This is a genomic window from Streptomyces sp. NPDC003032 (assembly GCF_053591415.1).
This window is the reverse complement of record NZ_JBSFTT010000013.1, coordinates 36,601-52,704: the sequence shown is the minus strand read 5'-3', so window position 1 is coordinate 52,704 and position 16,104 is coordinate 36,601. Positions and strand designations below refer to the sequence as shown.

Annotated in this window: 15 protein-coding genes; 11 read left to right on the top strand and 4 right to left on the bottom strand. The window is 72.2% G+C overall.

Annotated elements, in window-relative coordinates; genetic code table 11:
* The first annotated feature begins 194 nt into the window (after positions 1 to 194).
* Positions 195 to 1,379 (top strand): hypothetical protein, encoded by a 1,185-nt coding sequence (locus ACWDZ7_RS19865; protein ID WP_451798509.1) that lies wholly within the window; start codon positions 195 to 197, stop codon positions 1,377 to 1,379.
* Between the two features lie 7 nt (positions 1,380 to 1,386).
* Here the strand turns inward: ACWDZ7_RS19865 and ACWDZ7_RS19860 are convergent, their stop codons facing one another.
* Positions 1,387 to 2,718 carry a D-arabinono-1,4-lactone oxidase gene (locus tag ACWDZ7_RS19860; RefSeq protein ID WP_451798508.1) on the bottom strand — a complete coding sequence of 444 codons (1,332 nt, stop codon included), beginning with the start codon at positions 2,716 to 2,718 and terminating at the stop codon, positions 1,387 to 1,389.
* Positions 2,666 to 3,916 carry an MFS transporter gene (locus ACWDZ7_RS19855; protein ID WP_451798507.1) on the bottom strand — a complete coding sequence of 417 codons (1,251 nt, stop codon included), beginning with the start codon at positions 3,914 to 3,916 and terminating at the stop codon, positions 2,666 to 2,668. Before ACWDZ7_RS19855 ends, ACWDZ7_RS19860 begins: the two co-directional genes overlap by 53 nt.
* Positions 3,917 to 4,128: 212 nt before the next feature.
* On the opposite strand from ACWDZ7_RS19855, the gene ACWDZ7_RS19850 reads away from it, so the two are divergent.
* Positions 4,129 to 5,256, top strand: a complete 1,128-nt coding sequence (locus ACWDZ7_RS19850) for a ferrochelatase (protein WP_451798505.1) — start codon at positions 4,129 to 4,131, stop codon at positions 5,254 to 5,256.
* A 52-nt stretch (positions 5,257 to 5,308) separates the two neighbouring features.
* Complete coding sequence (locus ACWDZ7_RS19845) at positions 5,309 to 6,118, top strand: inositol monophosphatase family protein (RefSeq protein ID WP_451798504.1); 810 nt, start codon at positions 5,309 to 5,311, stop codon at positions 6,116 to 6,118.
* Between the two features lie 127 nt (positions 6,119 to 6,245).
* On the opposite strand, the gene ACWDZ7_RS19840 is transcribed toward ACWDZ7_RS19845, so the two are convergent.
* The gene (locus ACWDZ7_RS19840) at positions 6,246 to 6,419 is read right to left on the bottom strand and encodes a hypothetical protein (protein WP_451515458.1); all 174 of its coding nucleotides are present in this window, start codon (positions 6,417 to 6,419) and stop codon (positions 6,246 to 6,248) included.
* A gap of 301 nt (positions 6,420 to 6,720) precedes the next feature.
* On the opposite strand from ACWDZ7_RS19840, the gene ACWDZ7_RS19835 reads away from it, so the two are divergent.
* The 4 genes from ACWDZ7_RS19835 to ACWDZ7_RS19820 all read left to right on the top strand — a co-directional run bounded on the left by ACWDZ7_RS19835 (position 6,721) and on the right by ACWDZ7_RS19820 (position 10,258).
* Entirely contained in the window at positions 6,721 to 7,374 is a 654-nt protein-coding gene (locus ACWDZ7_RS19835) for a response regulator transcription factor (protein WP_055544891.1), read from the top strand.
* Between the two features lie 6 nt (positions 7,375 to 7,380).
* Complete coding sequence (locus ACWDZ7_RS19830; protein WP_451798502.1) at positions 7,381 to 8,625, top strand: sensor histidine kinase; 1,245 nt, start codon at positions 7,381 to 7,383, stop codon at positions 8,623 to 8,625.
* 393 nt (positions 8,626 to 9,018) lie between these two features.
* The gene (locus ACWDZ7_RS19825) at positions 9,019 to 9,315 is read left to right on the top strand and encodes a DUF4193 domain-containing protein (RefSeq protein WP_055544889.1); all 297 of its coding nucleotides are present in this window, start codon (positions 9,019 to 9,021) and stop codon (positions 9,313 to 9,315) included.
* 13 nt (positions 9,316 to 9,328) lie between these two features.
* The gene (locus ACWDZ7_RS19820) at positions 9,329 to 10,258 is read left to right on the top strand and encodes a hypothetical protein (protein WP_451798500.1); all 930 of its coding nucleotides are present in this window, start codon (positions 9,329 to 9,331) and stop codon (positions 10,256 to 10,258) included.
* 9 nt (positions 10,259 to 10,267) lie between these two features.
* Here ACWDZ7_RS19820 and ACWDZ7_RS19815 read toward each other — a convergent pair whose 3' ends face one another.
* On the bottom strand, positions 10,268 to 10,720 hold the full coding sequence (locus ACWDZ7_RS19815) for a DUF3093 domain-containing protein (RefSeq protein ID WP_451798499.1): 453 nt from the start codon (positions 10,718 to 10,720) through the stop codon (positions 10,268 to 10,270).
* Positions 10,721 to 10,778: 58 nt separating this feature from the next.
* Here ACWDZ7_RS19815 and ACWDZ7_RS19810 point away from each other — a divergent pair, with 58 nt between their 5' ends.
* The 4 genes from ACWDZ7_RS19810 to ACWDZ7_RS19795 all read left to right on the top strand — a co-directional run bounded on the left by ACWDZ7_RS19810 (position 10,779) and on the right by ACWDZ7_RS19795 (position 16,080).
* A complete protein-coding gene (locus ACWDZ7_RS19810) occupies positions 10,779 to 11,363 on the top strand; it encodes a PaaI family thioesterase (protein WP_451798497.1) in 585 nt (194 codons plus the stop codon).
* Complete coding sequence (dut, locus tag ACWDZ7_RS19805; RefSeq protein WP_451798495.1) at positions 11,360 to 11,920, top strand: dUTP diphosphatase; 561 nt, start codon at positions 11,360 to 11,362, stop codon at positions 11,918 to 11,920. Before ACWDZ7_RS19810 ends, dut begins: the two co-directional genes overlap by 4 nt.
* Before the next feature lies 1 nt (position 11,921).
* Positions 11,922 to 12,689, top strand: coding sequence for a DUF3710 domain-containing protein (locus tag ACWDZ7_RS19800; protein WP_451798493.1), 768 nt, complete (start codon positions 11,922 to 11,924; stop codon positions 12,687 to 12,689).
* A gap of 136 nt (positions 12,690 to 12,825) precedes the next feature.
* Complete coding sequence (locus tag ACWDZ7_RS19795; protein ID WP_451798492.1) at positions 12,826 to 16,080, top strand: FtsX-like permease family protein; 3,255 nt, start codon at positions 12,826 to 12,828, stop codon at positions 16,078 to 16,080.
* The last annotated feature ends 24 nt before the right edge of the window (positions 16,081 to 16,104 follow it).

Here is a 16,104-nt window from a genome sequence, read left to right as displayed (position 1 = left end):
GGCCACGCGGGTGGACCGCCGCGCCGCCGAACTTCTCATGGGGGAAGGGAGTTGGTGGCCTTTTTCGGTGCGACGACCGGCGCATGGGTGGCGCACTTCACGGAAACACCAGAAACGGAACTAATCGATTCGCCCATACGTCCCCCTCTCGTGTGGTCAGTCGAAAAGGTCAGAAAGGCAGGCAAGGGTCGGAGATGCGAATAAAGCCGGATTCCGGCAAGGAGTCGGAGGGCCAGGAGGAGCCGGGGGAGAAGCGGCGCCTCGATCTCAGCGTGCCGCAGGTGGCGGGGAGCGCCATCGCCGCGGTCGTGGCGGCGAAGCTGGCCTCGAACCTCGGCGTCTACGGGACGATCCTCGGCGCCGGCGTCGTGAGCGGCATCGCGACCTGCGGCGGCACGATCTTCCAGCACTTCTTCAAGCGTACGGGTGAACAGATACGCGTCGTGGCGGTGCAGGCCAAGCCGAAGGCGCACCAGGTCCCCGTGACCACCTCCGCATCGGTGCCCGAGACGTTCAGGACCGCCGCCTACAGGGGAGCCGCGTCCCCCACCGGTCCCGTGACCACGACATGGGGCAGACCACGGGACGGCGAAGTCGACGCCGGGTCGGACACGACCGGAGCGGACGCGACCACAGTGTCGCCGTCCGCGGCGGACGCCGATCCGACGACCGTCCTGCCGTCGGTGGCGGATGCCGATCCGACGACTGCCCTGCCGTCGGTGGCCGCCGACCTCGACGCCGAGAAGACGCAGTTGCTCGGCTCGGTCGACGCCACCCAACTGCTGCCCCGTGACGACGCCACGCGCGTGCCCCTCCCGTCGGAGGAGTTCACCGACGGCACCACGCACCGCGCGCGGGTCCGCAGCTGGAAGCGGCCGTTGATCGCGGCGGCCGTCGTCTTCGGTGTCGCCATGGCGGGGATCACCACGTACGAAGTGGTTGCCGGGGAGGACTTCAGCGGCGGCAAGGGCACCACGATCAGCAACCTCACGGGAAACCACTCCTCTCCGAAGAAGCCGTCCACGCCGTCCGGCGAACCGACAGGGCAGCCCTCTGACAACGGCACTTCGGGGACGGACGGTCCCCAGAAGGGTGACGGCACCGCGACGCAGGACCCCAACGGGACCGGCGGCCAGACCCCGGACCAGGGCACCGGCACGGACACCGACGGCTCCAAGAACGACCCTGACAAGGGCTCCGGCACGGACTCGGACAAGGACAAGGGCACCGACTCCGGAGACGACGGTTCCAAGACGGACCCGACGCCGACGCCGCCTCCGACGCCCACGCCGTCGAGCGGCACCGGGACCGGCAGCGGCAACGACAACGGCACGGGCGCCGGCGGCGACGCGCAGCAGGGCGAGACCACCAGCCCGTAGGCGGGCGTCAGTCGCCCAGGACCCGCCGCAGGTAGGCGTTGCCGAACAGGCGGTCGGGGTCGAGGCGGTCGCGCAGGGCCGTGAACTCGCCGAAGCGGGGGTACGCCTTGGCGAAGTACTCCGCGTCACGCCTGTGCAGCTTGCCCCAGTGCGGCCGCCCCTCGTGCGCGGTGAAGATCCGCTCGGCCGCCGCGAAGTACGCCTGGTAGGGCGTGCCCTTGTACATGTGGACGGCGATGTACGCGCTCTCCCGGCCCGAGGCCGTGGAGAGCGCGATGTCGTCCGCGGGCGCCGTGCGGACCTCCACGGGGAAGCTGATCCGCAGCCGCGAGCGGTCCACCATCGCCTTCAGCTCGCGCAGGGTCTCCACGAGGGCCTCACGCGGAACGGCGTACTCCATCTCCATGAAGCGCACCCGGCGCGGGCTGGTGAAGACCTTGTAGGGGATGTCCGTGTACGTACGGGCGGAGAGGGCCTTGCTGGAGATCTTGGCGATGCCCGGGATGGTCGCGGGGACGGCCCGGCCAAGGGAGCTGACCGCCTGGAAGAGGCTGTTGGAGAGCAGCTCGTCCTCTACGAAGGCGCTGATCCTGCCGGGCGGGGCGGCGGGGCCCGGGCTGCGGTTGTTGCGCTTGGTGTTGCAGTTGCCGGTGTGCGGGAACCAGTAGAACTCGAAGTGCTCGTTCTCCGTGAAGAGCGCGTCGAAGTCGGCGGTGACCTTGTCGAAGGTCATTGGTTCCTCGCGGGCGGTCAGGAAGAAGACCGGCTCCACGGCGAAGGTGATCGCGGTGATGACGCCGAGCGCGCCGAGTCCTATGCGGGCGGCGGCGAAGACGTCGGGGTTCTCGTCGGCGGAGCAGGTCAGGACCGTGCCGTCCGCCGTGACCAGCTCAAGGCCCTTGATCTGCGCGGCGATCGAGGCCGAGTCGCGGCCCGTGCCGTGCGTGCCGGTGCTGACGGCTCCGGAGACGGTCTGCTCCATGATGTCGCCCATGTTCGTGAGCGACAGGCCCTCGCGGGCGAGCGCCGTGTTCAGGCGCTTCAGCGGGGTGCCGGCCTCCACGGTGACCGTGCCCGCCGCACGGTCGACGGCACGGATGCCGGTGAGGAGGCCGGGGCGTATGAGGAGGCCGTCGGTCGCGGCGGCCGCCGTGAAGGAGTGGCCCGTGCCGACGGGCTTCGCCTTGAGGCCGTCGGCCTTGGCCTCGCGCAGGGCCTCGGCGAGCTCGTCCACAGAGGCGGGGGTGACCTCCCTGACGGGCCGCGTGGTGACGTTGCCGGCCCAGTTACGCCACGTCGCTGTGCTCTTCCCGCTGCCCCTGCCCGTTGCCGTGCCCATGGGTCCCTCCCCGTCGCGGAACCGGCCGCTTCAGCCGGCGATAGCCCAGGAACCCGACCACGACCGCGGCGGCTCCGGAGATCCCCGGAACCGCGTACCCGGCCTCCGGTCCCGCGGCGTCGATGACCCAGCCGGCCGCGGAGGAGCCGAGCGCGACGCCGACCGCGAGCCCGGTGCTCACCCAGGTCATGCCCTCGGTCAGTTTCGCGCGTGGTACGTGCTGCTCGACGAGGGCCATCGTCGTGATCATCGTCGGTGCGATGGACAGGCCCGCGACGAACAGCGCCACGGCCAGAAACGGCAGGTTCCCGACCAGTTGAAGCGGGATCATACTCACGGCCATCGCACAGACACCCAGCAGCCACCTCGGGGCCGGTGCCCCCTTGAAGTGCAGCAGCCCGAAGACCGCTCCGGCGAGGCAGGAGCCGAGCGCGTAGACCGCGAGGACCAGGCTCGCCGCGGACTTGTGACCCTGGTCCTCCGCGTACGCCACGGTGACCACGTCGATCGCGCCGAAGATCGCGCCGGTCGCGACGAAGGTGGCGACGAGCACTTGGAGGCCGCCCGAGCGCAACGCCGAGCCTTCCGTGTGGTGTTCGCGCGGATGCGGCACCGGCTCGGTGGCCCGTTGGGCCGTCAGCCAGAAGACGCCCACGGCGAGGAAGGCGCCGGCGAGGAGGGGCCCCGCCTCGGGGAACCACGCGGTGGAGAGCCCGATCGAGATGATCGGTCCGAAGATGAAGCAGACCTCGTCCACCACGGACTCGAAGGAGTACGCGGTGTGCAGCCGCGGGGTGCCGCGGTAGAGGACCGCCCAGCGGGCCCTGATCATCGAGCCGACGCTCGGCACACAGCCGACCAGGGCGGCGAAGAGGAACAGTGTCCAGTCGGGCGTCTCGAACTTCGCGCAGAGCAACAGTCCCGCGACGGCGGCCAGCGACACCAGCGTCGCGGGCCGGAGCACCCGGCGCTGGCCGTGCCGGTCCACGAGCCGCGAGATCTGCGGCCCGATCGCGGCGGCGGACAGCGCGACCGTCGCCGAGAGCGCGCCCGCGAGGCCGTACCGCCCGGTCAGCTGGGACACCATCGTCACGATGCCGATGCCCATCATCGACAGCGGCATACGGCCGAGGAATCCGGCGGTGGAGAACGCCTTGGTGCCGGGGGCGTCGAAGAGGGCGCGGTAGGGGCTGGGCACGTGGACTCCGCTGAAGCGCCGGAGCTTCGCGGCGAAGGCGGCTCCGGTAAGGCGTAAAGGTGGCCCATACAGCTTACGGCTCCCCGGGCGCGGAGCGCACCGTGTTTTCGGCGCCGGACGCACCGTGATCTCGGCACTGAACGCCCCGTGGCCTCGGCGTCGAAACCACCGTGATTTTCCGGCTGTCAGTGGCGAGTGGCAGGATCGGTTGCATGTCCGATGCGCTCGATCCCACTCCCTACGACGCCCTGCTGCTGCTCTCGTTCGGCGGCCCCGAGGGCCCCGACGACGTCGTCCCGTTCCTGGAGAACGTGACGCGCGGGCGCGGCATCCCCAAGGAGCGGCTCAAGGAGGTGGGGCAGCACTACTTCCTGTTCGGCGGCGTGAGCCCGATCAACGACCAGAACCGCGCCCTGCTCGACGCCCTGCGCAAGGACTTCGCGGAGCACGGCCTGGACCTGCCGGTCTACTGGGGCAATCGCAACTGGGCGCCCTACCTCACCGACACCCTGCGCGAGATGGTCACCGACGGCCACCGCCGCGTCCTGACCCTGGCCACCAGCGCGTACGCCTCGTACTCGGGCTGCCGCCAGTACCGCGAGAACCTCGCCGATTCCCTCGCCGCTCTGGAGGCCGAGGGCCTGGAGCTGCCGAGGGTCGACAAGCTCCGGCACTACTTCAACCACCCCGGCTTCGTGCGCCCCATGATCGACGGCGTCCTGAAGTCCCTCTCCGAGCTTCCCGAGGGCGTACGGGACGGCGCGCACCTCGCCTTCACGACGCACTCGATCCCGGACGCCGCGGCCGACACCTCCGGCCCGGTCGAGGCCCACGGGGACGGCGGTGCCTACGTCAAGGAGCACCTCGACGTGGCCCGTCTCATCGCCGACGCGGTGCGCGAGGAGACCGGCGTCGAGCACCCCTGGCAGCTCGTCTACCAGTCGCGTAGCGGCGCCCCGCACATCCCGTGGCTGGAGCCCGACATCTGCGACCACCTGGAGGAGCGGCACGCTGCCGGGGCCCCCGCGGTGGTCATGGTCCCCATCGGCTTCGTCTCCGATCACATGGAGGTCCTGTACGACCTCGACACCGAGGCCGAGGCCAAGGCCGCGGAGCTGGGCCTTCCGGTCCGCCGCTCGGCGACGGTCGGCGCCGACCCGCGGTTCGCCGCGGCGATCAGGGAGCTGGTCCTGGAGCGCGCCGCCCGGGAGAGCGGCACGGCCGTCACCCCCTGCGCTCTGGGAGCGCTGGGCCCGAGCCACGACCTGTGCCCGGTGGGCTGCTGCCCGGCCCGCGCCCCCAAGCCCGCGGCCGCAGGCGCCGACAGCCCGTACGCGTAACCGCCGAGACCGCCCAACCGCTGCGACCGCAGAGCACGAGGAGCACAGCACCATGACGGACCCGCTGAAGGCGCTCAAGGCCGAGCTGCTCGACGTCGCCCTGGAGGCCGCGCACCGCGCCGGGGCCTTCCTGCGCGACGGCCGCCCCGACGACCTGGGCGTGGCGGCCACCAAGTCCAGCGCCGTGGACGTCGTCACCGAGATGGACATCGCCTCCGAGAAGCTCATCACCGACTTCCTCGCCGAGCGCAGGCCGGCCGACGGCGTGCTCGGAGAGGAGGGCGCGAGCTCCGAGGGCACCAGCGGTGTGCAGTGGGTCGTCGACCCGATCGACGGCACGGTCAACTACCTGTACGGACGCCCGGAGTGGTCCGTGTCCATCGCCGCCCGCAAGGACGGCGAGACCCTTGTCGGCGTGGTGCACGCGCCGATGCGCGGGGAGACGTACCGCGCGGTCCTCGGAGAGGGCGCCTTCGTCGGGGACAAGCCCGCGCGCGTCCGCCCGGCGCCCCCGTTCGAGCAGGCCCTGGTGGGCACCGGCTTCGGCTATCTCGCCGAGCGCCGTGTCCGGCAGGCCGAGGTCGCCCGGCACCTCGTCCCGAAGGTGCGGGACATACGCCGCGGCGGGTCGGCCGCGATCGACCTCTGCGATGTCGCGGTGGGCCGGCTGGACGCGTACTACGAGCGTGGGCTCAACCCCTGGGACTTCGCGGCCGGTGACCTCGTCGCCCGGGAGGCGGGCGCGCTGACGGGCGGCCGCTCCGGAGAGGCACTGTCGGGGGAGCTGGCCATCGCGGCCCCGCCCGGCCTCTTCGAGACGCTCCAGGGCCTCCTGGAGGACCTCGGCGCCTGGCACGACTGACGCGGCACGCACACGCAGCACGCACGCGCGGCACGCCGCGCGCCGCACGCAGTACACAGAAGCGCCCGCACGCACGGAGGGGCCCCGGCATCTCGTCCAGATGCCGGGGCCCCTCACGACTACGTGCTCAGACCTGCAGAGCGCCTACCTCGACTCCGTGCTCGGCGGCCAGGCGGTGGAGGTCCTCCAGCTCCGCCTGCTCGACCTCGGCGAGGAAGTCGTCTCCCGTCTCACGGGCCTTCGTGAGGTCGGACTCCGTGGCCTTTATGCGCTGCAGAAGACCTGCGGTGAATGCGTCCATGGTTGCGCCCCCTCGGCTGGGTCGTGGGTCGATGGCACGGGGGTGTGCCCTCAAGAAGGGACGATCACGACTTACGCCGCCCTGGAGAAAGCGGTTCGTGGTACGCCACATACGAAGCGTGATCGTGGGTGTAAGGCCGTCCTCCCCTGACTGCCTTCCGCAGAAACCTCAACGGGCGGAGAAAATCCCGCGCTCCAGGGGCCTCAGACCGCCTTACAGCCGGTTTATGGCCGAAAGGGGCAGGATGGAGGCCGACCCCAAGACAAACCTGCCCGCAGGGGCACAGCGGAAGGACAGCGACGTGCGCGTACTCGTCGTCGAGGACGAGCAGCTGCTCGCCGATGCGGTGGCCACCGGACTGCGCCGGGAGGCCATGGCCGTCGACGTCGTGTACGACGGGGCGGCCGCCCTGGAGCGCATCGGCGTCAACGACTACGACGTGGTGGTGCTCGACCGGGATCTCCCGCTCGTGCACGGCGACGACGTCTGCCGCAAGATCGTCGAACTGGGCATGCCGACCCGCGTCCTGATGCTCACCGCGTCGGGCGATGTCAGCGACCGCGTCGAGGGCCTGGAGATCGGCGCCGACGACTACCTCCCGAAGCCCTTCGCGTTCAGCGAGCTCACGGCACGCGTGCGTGCCCTCGGACGGCGTACGAGCGTGCCGCTGCCGCCCGTCCTGGAGCGGGCCGGGATCAAGCTCGACCCCAACCGCCGTGAGGTCTTCCGCGACGGCAAGGAGATCCAGCTGGCCCCCAAGGAGTTCGCCGTACTCGAAGTGCTGCTGCGCAGCGAGGGTGCGGTCGTCTCCGCGGAGCAGCTCCTGGAGAAGGCCTGGGACGAGAACACGGACCCGTTCACGAACGTCGTCCGGGTGACCGTCATGACCCTGCGCCGCAAGCTCGGTGAGCCCGCCGTCATCGTGACGGTGCCGGGCTCCGGCTACCGGATCTGACCCCCGGTGGCCGCGACCCCGGCGCCACCGGCGGCGCCTCCGAAGCCGACGTGGGACCCGAGGAAGGTCGAAACACCCTTCCCCTGGCTGCGTCCCACCATCCGCATACGGCTCACGCTGCTCTACGGCGGCATGTTCCTGATCGCGGGCATCCTGCTGCTGTCGATCATCTATCTGCTCGCCGCGCAGGCGCTGAACGTGGGCAGTGACCTGCCGTTCACCATCGAGGGCGGCTCCAAGGTCAGCAGCGACACGTGTCACAACCTGCCGACGGGCACCCGGGTCCCCGCCGACCAGGTCAACGCCGCGCTGAACGAGTGCGTCAACAGGATGCGCCAGAACGCCCTGGACAACCTCCTCAGCCGCTCACTTCTCGCCCTCCTCGGACTCGCCGTGATCGCCTTCGCCTTCGGGTACGCGATGGCGGGCCGCGTGCTCTCGCCGCTGGGCCGCATCACCCGTACCGCCCGCAGGGTGGCCGGCACGGACCTGACGCGGCGCATCGAACTGGACGGCCCGGACGACGAGCTGAAGGAGCTCTCGGACACCTTCGACGAGATGCTGGACCGCCTGGAGCGGGCCTTCACCGCACAGCAGCGGTTCGTCGGCAACGCCTCCCACGAGCTGCGCACGCCGCTGGCGATCAACCGCACGCTCCTGGAGGTGCACCTCTCCGACCCCGAGGCGCCCCCCGAGCTGCACCAGCTCGGCAAGACGCTCCTGGCCACCAACGAACGCAGCGAGCAGCTCGTGGAGGGCCTGCTGCTGCTCGCCCGCAGCGACAACCAGATCGTGGAGCGCAAGCCCGTCGACCTGGCGGAGGTCGCGGACCGCGCCGTCGACCAGGTGCGGACCGAGGCCGAGGCGAAGGGCGTGGAGATCCGCGGCGAGCGGGGCCCGGCCGTCGTGCAGGGCAACGGCGTCCTCCTGGAGCGGATCGCCCTGAACCTCGTCCAGAACGCCGTCAGGTACAACGTGGCGGACGAGGGCTGGGTGGAGGTCACCACGGAGGCTCAGCACGGTCAGGCGGTCCTGGTGGTGTCGAACACGGGCCCGGTGGTGCCCGCGTACGAGATCGACAACCTCTTCGAGCCTTTCCGGAGGCTGCGGACCGAGCGGACGGGCAGCGACAAGGGCGTCGGGCTCGGCCTGTCGATCGCCCGGTCGGTCGCGCGGGCCCACGGTGGCCGTATCATCGCGGAGCCGCGCGAGGGGGGTGGCCTCGTGATGCGAGTCACGCTACCCATCTGAGATGCTGCCGCGAACGCGCCAGTGTGTTCGCTTTGCGCGGAATTTTCGGGGACTCGAACCCGGGAAGTTCATGTGCGATCCATCACAATGGCGATTTTTCGGCCCTCTACTCTCCGTGATCGCGAAAGTCGTCGGAAAGCCGGGAAAATGCGGGTTTTCGGGGGTCTTGATCACGGGAAGTACACGGGGTGGCGCCCGTGAGTGCGACATTCGGACCGTGTACGGTCCCCATCGCCATCCAAGCCGTCCGCCTCTTCAGGGGTGCGGTTGGGTGTCGATTGAGTAACAGACCTTGATGTGAGGCAAAATCTCCGCCTCGGGTCGGGCACAAGTCCGGCTCCTCACGCGTTACGTGCGCTGAGACACCGCAGACACCCAGAGGGGGAGAGCGACATGGCAACGGACTACGACACCCCACGCAAGACCGACGATGACGTCAATGAGGACAGCATCGAGGAGCTGAAGGCCCGGCGGAACGACAAGTCGACCTCAGCAGTAGACGTCGACGAGTTCGAGGCCGCCGAGGGCCTCGAACTGCCCGGCGCGGACCTTTCCAACGAGGAGCTCGCCGTCCGGGTGCTCCCGAAGCAGCAGGACGAGTTCACCTGCATGAGCTGCTTCCTGGTGCACCACCGCAGCCAGCTGGCCCGGGAGAAGAACGGCCAGCCGATCTGCCGCGACTGCGACTGAGGCGGGGTCGGCCGTGACTGGCTCGACCCCGTCCAGGAAGCGCCGTTTCCGCAAGCGCGGAGCGGACGAAGCCGGCGCCTCGGGCGACGGCGTGCGTGACGACGAGCGGGGCTCTTCCCTCAACGGAGAAGCCTCGCTCGAACCGGCGAACGCCCTCGAGGTGGCGCCGGACGAGACGGCGGCCGACAAGGCCTCCAGGACCACTCGGACAGCCGGGTCCCGGGGCCGCGTTGCCGCCGTCGCGGGCGGAATCAAAGAAGGCGTGCGCAAGGGCGGGCGCGGCGCCAAGGCCGGCATCGGCTATCTCGCCGACCGGCTCATCGAGAACGCCCCGCGGATTCCGGTCCGCGATCTGGCGACCCTCCGCAAGCAGTTCCCGCGTCTCGGCCCCGAGCAGCTCGCGGACAAGCTCGTCTCCGGTGCGGCCAACGCCTCGTCCACGGTGGGCGCGGGTGTGGGCGCCGCGGCGATGATGCCCGTGCCGCCCGCCATGCCCGCGGAGCTGGCGGCCGAGATCACCGGCGTCGCCGCCATCGAACTGAAGCTGATCGCCGAGCTGCACGAGGTCTACGGACAGCGGCCCGGCGGCAATCTCAAGGAGCGCAGCACCGCGTACCTGACCTCGTGGACGCAGGAGCGCGGCGTCGACGTGACGAAGCCCACGACCCTCAACGCCGCCCTGGGCGGCCAGATGAAGCGGGAGCTGCGCCAGCAGATCATGAAGCGGATGGTCCGGAACCTTCCGAACCTGATGCCCTTCATGGTCGGCGCCGCGGTCGGGGCGGTGATGAACCGCCGGGACACCAAGAAGCTCGCCGCGAAGATCCGGGTGGATCTGCGGAAGCGGCAGGTGCCGTGGGACGCGTTGCCGGAGCTTCCGCCTCTGGAGGCGCCGGACGATCCGCTGCGGTTGGGGGGCCTTCCCAAGGAGCTGGGGCGCTGAGCGGGCCCCTTACGGGGCGCTCTGCCGTACGGAGTCCAGCGCCTCCGCCAGCGCCTGCGGGTGCCTCGTCGAGATGTACGCGTACGGCGTCGGGTCGTCGGGGTCGGTGATCGTGACGCGCAGCGCCGTGGGGATGTAGGCGCGCAGCAGCATGAAGGCGCGCGGGTCGGCCTTGTAGGAGCGCCAGGCGCGGGTCTCCTCGCCCGTCAGGACCTCCGCCTCGCCCAGGGCGGACACCGGGATCTTCGCGTCGCCCGCGACCAGCGAGCCGGCGACCACGCGGATCCGTACAGAGCCGTACGCGCTCGTGACGACCGCCGCCACCGCCGTGCCGCCGACCAGGCCGCCGAGGAGCGGCAGCGTGCCGAACGGCAGCATGATCAGGGCCATCGCGACACCCACCAGGACCGAGGCGAACCACCACGAACGGGGTGCGGTCAGGCGTTCTTCGTAAGGCTGCATGGAACCAAGCTTGGCACGGGGAGCTGTGAGTGCTGACGCGGAGGTAAGGTCTGCGCCTGTGAGTGGTACATCTGCAGCTCTGACACCCCCGGCCGACGCGATAGCGCCCGTCCGCCACCCCGACGCGCCCGCTCCCGGCGAGCTGATCGGCGCCCACTACGAACACTGTTTCGGCTGTGGCGAAGGGCAGGCGCATGGACTGCACCTCGCGGCGCGCGCCGGGGAGGGTGTGACCGTCACGGCCGAGTTCACCGTGCGGGAGGCGCACCAGGGTGCCCCGGGCCTCGCCCACGGCGGCGTCCTCGCCACCGCGCTCGACGAGACGCTGGGCTCGCTGAACTGGCTGCTGCGGGTGATCGCGGTGACCGGCCGCCTGGTGACCGACTTCGTGCGGCCCGTGCCGCTGGGCACCGTGCTGTTCCTGGAAGCCGAGGTCACCGCCGTCGCCGGACGGAAGATCTACTCGACCGCCACCGGGCGGATCGGCGGCCCCGAGGGGCCCGTCGCGGTCCGTGCCGACGCCCTCTTCGTCGAGGTGAAGGTCGACCACTTCATCGACAACGGCCGCCCGGAGGAGATCCGGGCCGCCATGAACAACCCGGACCAGATCCGGCGCGCCCGCGCCTTCGAGGTGAACCCGTGACGTCCCGTACCCCCTACGACGACCTGACCGAGCTGGACGTGCTGATCAGGCGCGTCGACCCCGACGTACCGCTGCCGTCGTACGCGCGGCCCGGCGACGCCGGCGCCGATCTGCGGACGACGGAACCGTGCGAACTGGCGCCCGGCGAGCGGGCCGTGCTGCCCACCGGGGTGTCCATCGCGCTCCCCGCGGGGTACGCGGCCTTCGTGCACCCCCGTTCGGGGCTCGCCGCCCGCTGCGGTGTCGCTCTGGTGAATGCCCCGGGGACGGTGGATGCCGGGTACCGTGGAGAGATCAAGGTGATCGTGGTGAATCTCGATCCGCGCGAGGCCGTGCGGTTCGAGCGCTTCGACCGGATTGCCCAACTGGTCGTCCAGCGGGTCGAGAAGGTGCGCTTCCAGGAGGTGGCGGAGCTTCCCGCATCGGCGCGGGCCGAGGGGGGCTTCGGGTCCACCGGTGGCCATGCCGCCGTGGGCGTCGGCTCGGGCGTCGGTTCGGGCGAACAAACGGGTGGGAATCGATACGCATCGGTCGTATCCGACCGGGAAGGACAGTGACGTGTTCGGACGTCGCAAGAAGGACAGTGCCGCCGAGGACGCGGCGGGCGCGGACGAGCAGGTCGTCGACGGCGTGGACAGCAATGAGCCGGCCGACGTCACGCGCTCGCGCGTGAGGCTGGAGCCGGAGCCCCGTCCCGACGGTCCCTGGGACATCTCCGAGGTCCGCGAGCCCGGCGAGGGCCGGGTGGACCTCGGCGGACTCTTCGTGCCGGGGGTCGAGGGCATGGAGCTGCGGGTGGAGGTCGCGGGCGACGCGATCGTCGCGGCCACCGTCGTGCTCCAGGACAGCGCCATCCAGCTGCAGGGCTTCGCCGCCCCCAAGAAGGAGGGCATCTGGGGCGAGGTCCGCGAGGAGATCGCCACCGGCATCACGCAGCAGGGCGGTGTCATCGACGAGGTCGAGGGCCCCCTCGGCTGGGAGCTGCGCGCGCAGGTCCCGGTGCAGCTGCCGGACGGCACGGGGGGCGTGCAGGTCGTGCGCTTCATCGGCGTCGACGGCCCGCGCTGGTTCCTGCGCGGGGTGATCTCCGGGCAGGGCGCGGTGCAGCCACAGGCCGCCGGGCTGCTTGAGCAGATCTTCCGGGACACCGTCGTCGTGCGCGGCGAGGGCCCGATGGCGCCGCGCGACCCGATCGTCCTGAAGCTGCCGGACGACGCGCAGATGGTCGCCGAGGGCACCGTCCAGCAGGAGCAGCAGGAAGGCTCGCGCTTCTCGGGCGGCATGGGGCAGCTCCAGCGCGGCCCCGAGATCACCGAGGTGCGCTGACGCCCTCGGTGTCCTGATGGCCTGACGGCGGCTCAACTGCCTTGTGGCCCGCGGTGGTTCCGGTTCGTCCGGACCATTGCGGGCCACTTTCGCGTACGCCCATACTGTGCCGGTCACTCGGGGGGAGACCGGTGCGGTGAGGGGACGGCGGGTGCCCGCCGCGGTGCGGGGCAGTCGGCATCACGGGTTGGTCCTGGGGGCCGCCGGGCTCGCCGTGCTGCTCGCGGCCACCGTCCTCGCCGCCCTCGCCGCGCTCTCCGAGAAGGCCGTGGAGGGCGGGGTACAGCGGCGGCTCGCCGCGGACCGGGAGGCCGTCGTCGAGGTCGCCGGGCCCCACCGGGCGAGGGGCGGACGGGAGTTGGACGGGGCCGTCCGCGCCGCCATCGGCCGCACCTACGGCGACGTACCCCATCACACCTGGTCGGCGCTGCGGGCGCCCGCGGCCCGCAACGACGAACTCTCCGTCACCGAGGCCGCGGGCCACCCGCACCAGGACGCCACCGTCACCGTCGCCGCCGTGGAGGGCGCCGGGCGGCACGCGGCTCTGCGGGCGGGGCGGTGGCCGCGCTCCGGTGCCGGGGCGGTGGAGGTCGCGCTGACGGAGGTCGCCGCCGCGGAGCTGGCCGTGCGGCCCGGGGACGGCATCAGGGTGCGCGGCGCGGATGAACGGCTCGTGGCGATGAAGGTCGTAGGGCTGTACGCCGCCGGGGAGCGCGCGCCGGCCATGTGGGCCTCGCTGAGCAGCACGTTCGGGACGCCCGACTCGATCGCTCTCGTACCGCGCGAGGCGTTCACGGACAGCCCCGGGCTCGCCCGGAACGCGACGCGGCTGTGGCTCGGAGTGCCCGGCGCGGGCGGGCTGCGGCTGGGGGACATCGCGGCGCTCCGGGAGCGTGTGAAGCGGTTCGCGGGCAGCGATGCGTCGCTTTCCGTTCTGCGGGGTGATGGTTCCGGGGGCGACATCGCCGTGTCGGCGGGGCTGCGCCGTGCGCTGGACCGGCTTACCACGCCGATCGCCGTGGCCCGCGCCGGGCTCTACGTCCCCGCGACGCTCCTCGCCGCGCTCGCCGTGGCCGCCCTGGTGCTCACCGCGCGGCAGCTCGCGGAGCACCGGCGTCCGGAGCTGGCGTTGCTGGCCGCGCGCGGGGCGGGCACCCGGCGGCTCGTCCTGTCGACGGCCGGGCAGTGGGCCTGTGTCGCCGTGCCCGCGGGGGTGGCCGCGCCGTTCCTCGTGGGCCCGCTGCTGCGCGGCCTCACGGCGGCCGGGGTCATCGAGGGCGAGGTGCCCGGCCCGGCGGCGGCGGGCGCGGCGTGGACCGCGGCTCTGGCCGCCGTCGCCGCGCACGGCGCCGCGGTGCTGCTGCCCACCGCACGGACCGTGCGGGACCGGCGGGCGGTGGCCCGGCTCCGTTCGCGGGTCGCGCGGTTCGCCGGCGCCCAGCGCTTCGGCGTGGATCTGGCGCTGGCGGCGGTCGCCGTCCTCGGCTGGCTGCAGCTGCGGCAGTACCGCTCGCCCGTGACCGGCGGCAGTGGCGTCGACCCGGTGCTGATCCTCGCGCCCGTCGCGATGACCGTGGCGGCCGCGCTGCTCGCCCTGCGGCTCCTGCCGCTGCTCGCCCGTGTCATCGATCCGCTCGCCCGGCGCGGCAGGGGGCTCGTCCTGCCCCTCGGCGGCTGGCAGATCGGGCGGCGCGCGGCACGGCACGCCGGGCCCGCCCTGGTGGTGACGCTCGCCCTCGCGGTCGCCGCGCTCAGCAGTACGGCGCTGGCCGTCCTCGACCGCGGCGACCGCGACCAGGCCGCGTTCCAGGTCGGCGCCGACCTGCGCGTCGTACCGGGTGACGGCGTGGCGCCGGCGGAGCGGCGCGCCGCGTACGAGGCGCTGCCGGGCGCCGAGGCCGTCACGCCCGTGATCACCTCGGAGGGGTTCGTCGGGCAGGACGCGGTGGCCGTCACCGCCGTCAACACGGAGCGGGGGCCGGTGCCTTCCCTGCGAGGCGATCTCGCGGACTCGCCTGTGCGTGAGCTGATGGCGCCGCTCGCCAAGGGCATTCCGGAGCATGGGCTTCCGGTGCGGGGCGCGGCGGCGGGTTCGCGGGTGCGGGAACTGCCGCTCCGCGTGCGGATGTCCGCCAGCGGGCGCGGTGAGGTCGTACCGGTGCGGCTCACCGTCTACTTCGAGGACGGCGACGGGCTCACGCGTTCGAGTTCCGTGGTGATCAGGGAAGGACGTACGCGGACCGTACCGCTGAAGGTGCCGGTGCGCGGACGGGACGTACGCGTCCTGCAGATCGACCTGAGCATGGTCGGCGAGCGGGTGCGGCGGACGTACCGGCTGACCGTCGACCACGTGCCGGGGCTCGCGCGGCAGGCGCGGTGGCGTGATCTGCGGGTCGACGCGCCGGATCGGCGTGCGGCCGGATGCCCCGGGGCAGAGCGGGAGCGGGGGCCGGGTGCTTCGGGGGAGGCGCCCGGGCCCGTGCTGTGCCGCGACCGGCCCGGCCGGGGCAAGCTCATCGACGCGGTGCTGCGCGGCCCCGACGGGCGGCTGAAGCACCCCACGTGGGGCGTGCGGCTCGGCACGGACCGGGCAAAGGGGCGGCCGGCCGCGCCCGCCCTCGCCGATGACGCGCTGCTCGGCTCCGGGGCGGTCAGGGTCGGGGACACCGTGACGGTCCGGCGGAGCACGGGCGGGAGTGCGCGGGTCGAGATCGTGGGCCGGATCGCGGCGGTGCCGGGCGTACCGCGCGACCGGCCGCGGCTGCTCGCCGACTCCCGTGCGATGGCCGCCCAGTGGGCCTTGGGCGGGGAACTGCCCGAGGCGGAGAGCATGTGGTGGGTGGGCGTGCGGGGGACGGACGCGGTCGGCGCGCCGGCCGCGGTGCGCGAGGATCCGCGGCTGGGGAAGGCCGTGGACGTGCCGCACGTCCGGGCGGAGTTGGCGGCCGATCCGCTGCGGCGGGGAGCGAGGGGCGCGCTCACGCTGTGCCTGGTGCTCGCACCCGCCTTCGCCGTCATCGCGTTCGCCCTGCATACGGCGGTCTCGGCGCGGGCCAGGGAGGGGGAGTTCGCGCTGCTGCGGGCGCTCGGGGTGCGGCGGGGGCAGCTGGCGGCGTACCTGTGGACGGAGCAGTTGGCGCTGGCCGCGGTGGCGGCGGTACTGGGTACGGCCCTGGGGGTCGCGCTCGCTTCGGTGATCATGCCGGTGGTGACGGTGGACGCCTTGGGGCAGCCGGTCTTTCCGCCGCTGGTCACCCAGGTGCCGTGGGTGCGGGTGGGGGTGACGGCCGGGGCGACCGCGGGGGTGATCTGCGGGGTGGTGACGGGGGCCGCGCGCGTCTTGGGGCGGGTGGATCTGGCGCGGGTGCTCCGGGCGGGGGAGGGCGGGTGAGGGGGCCTGGTGGCGCGCCCACGA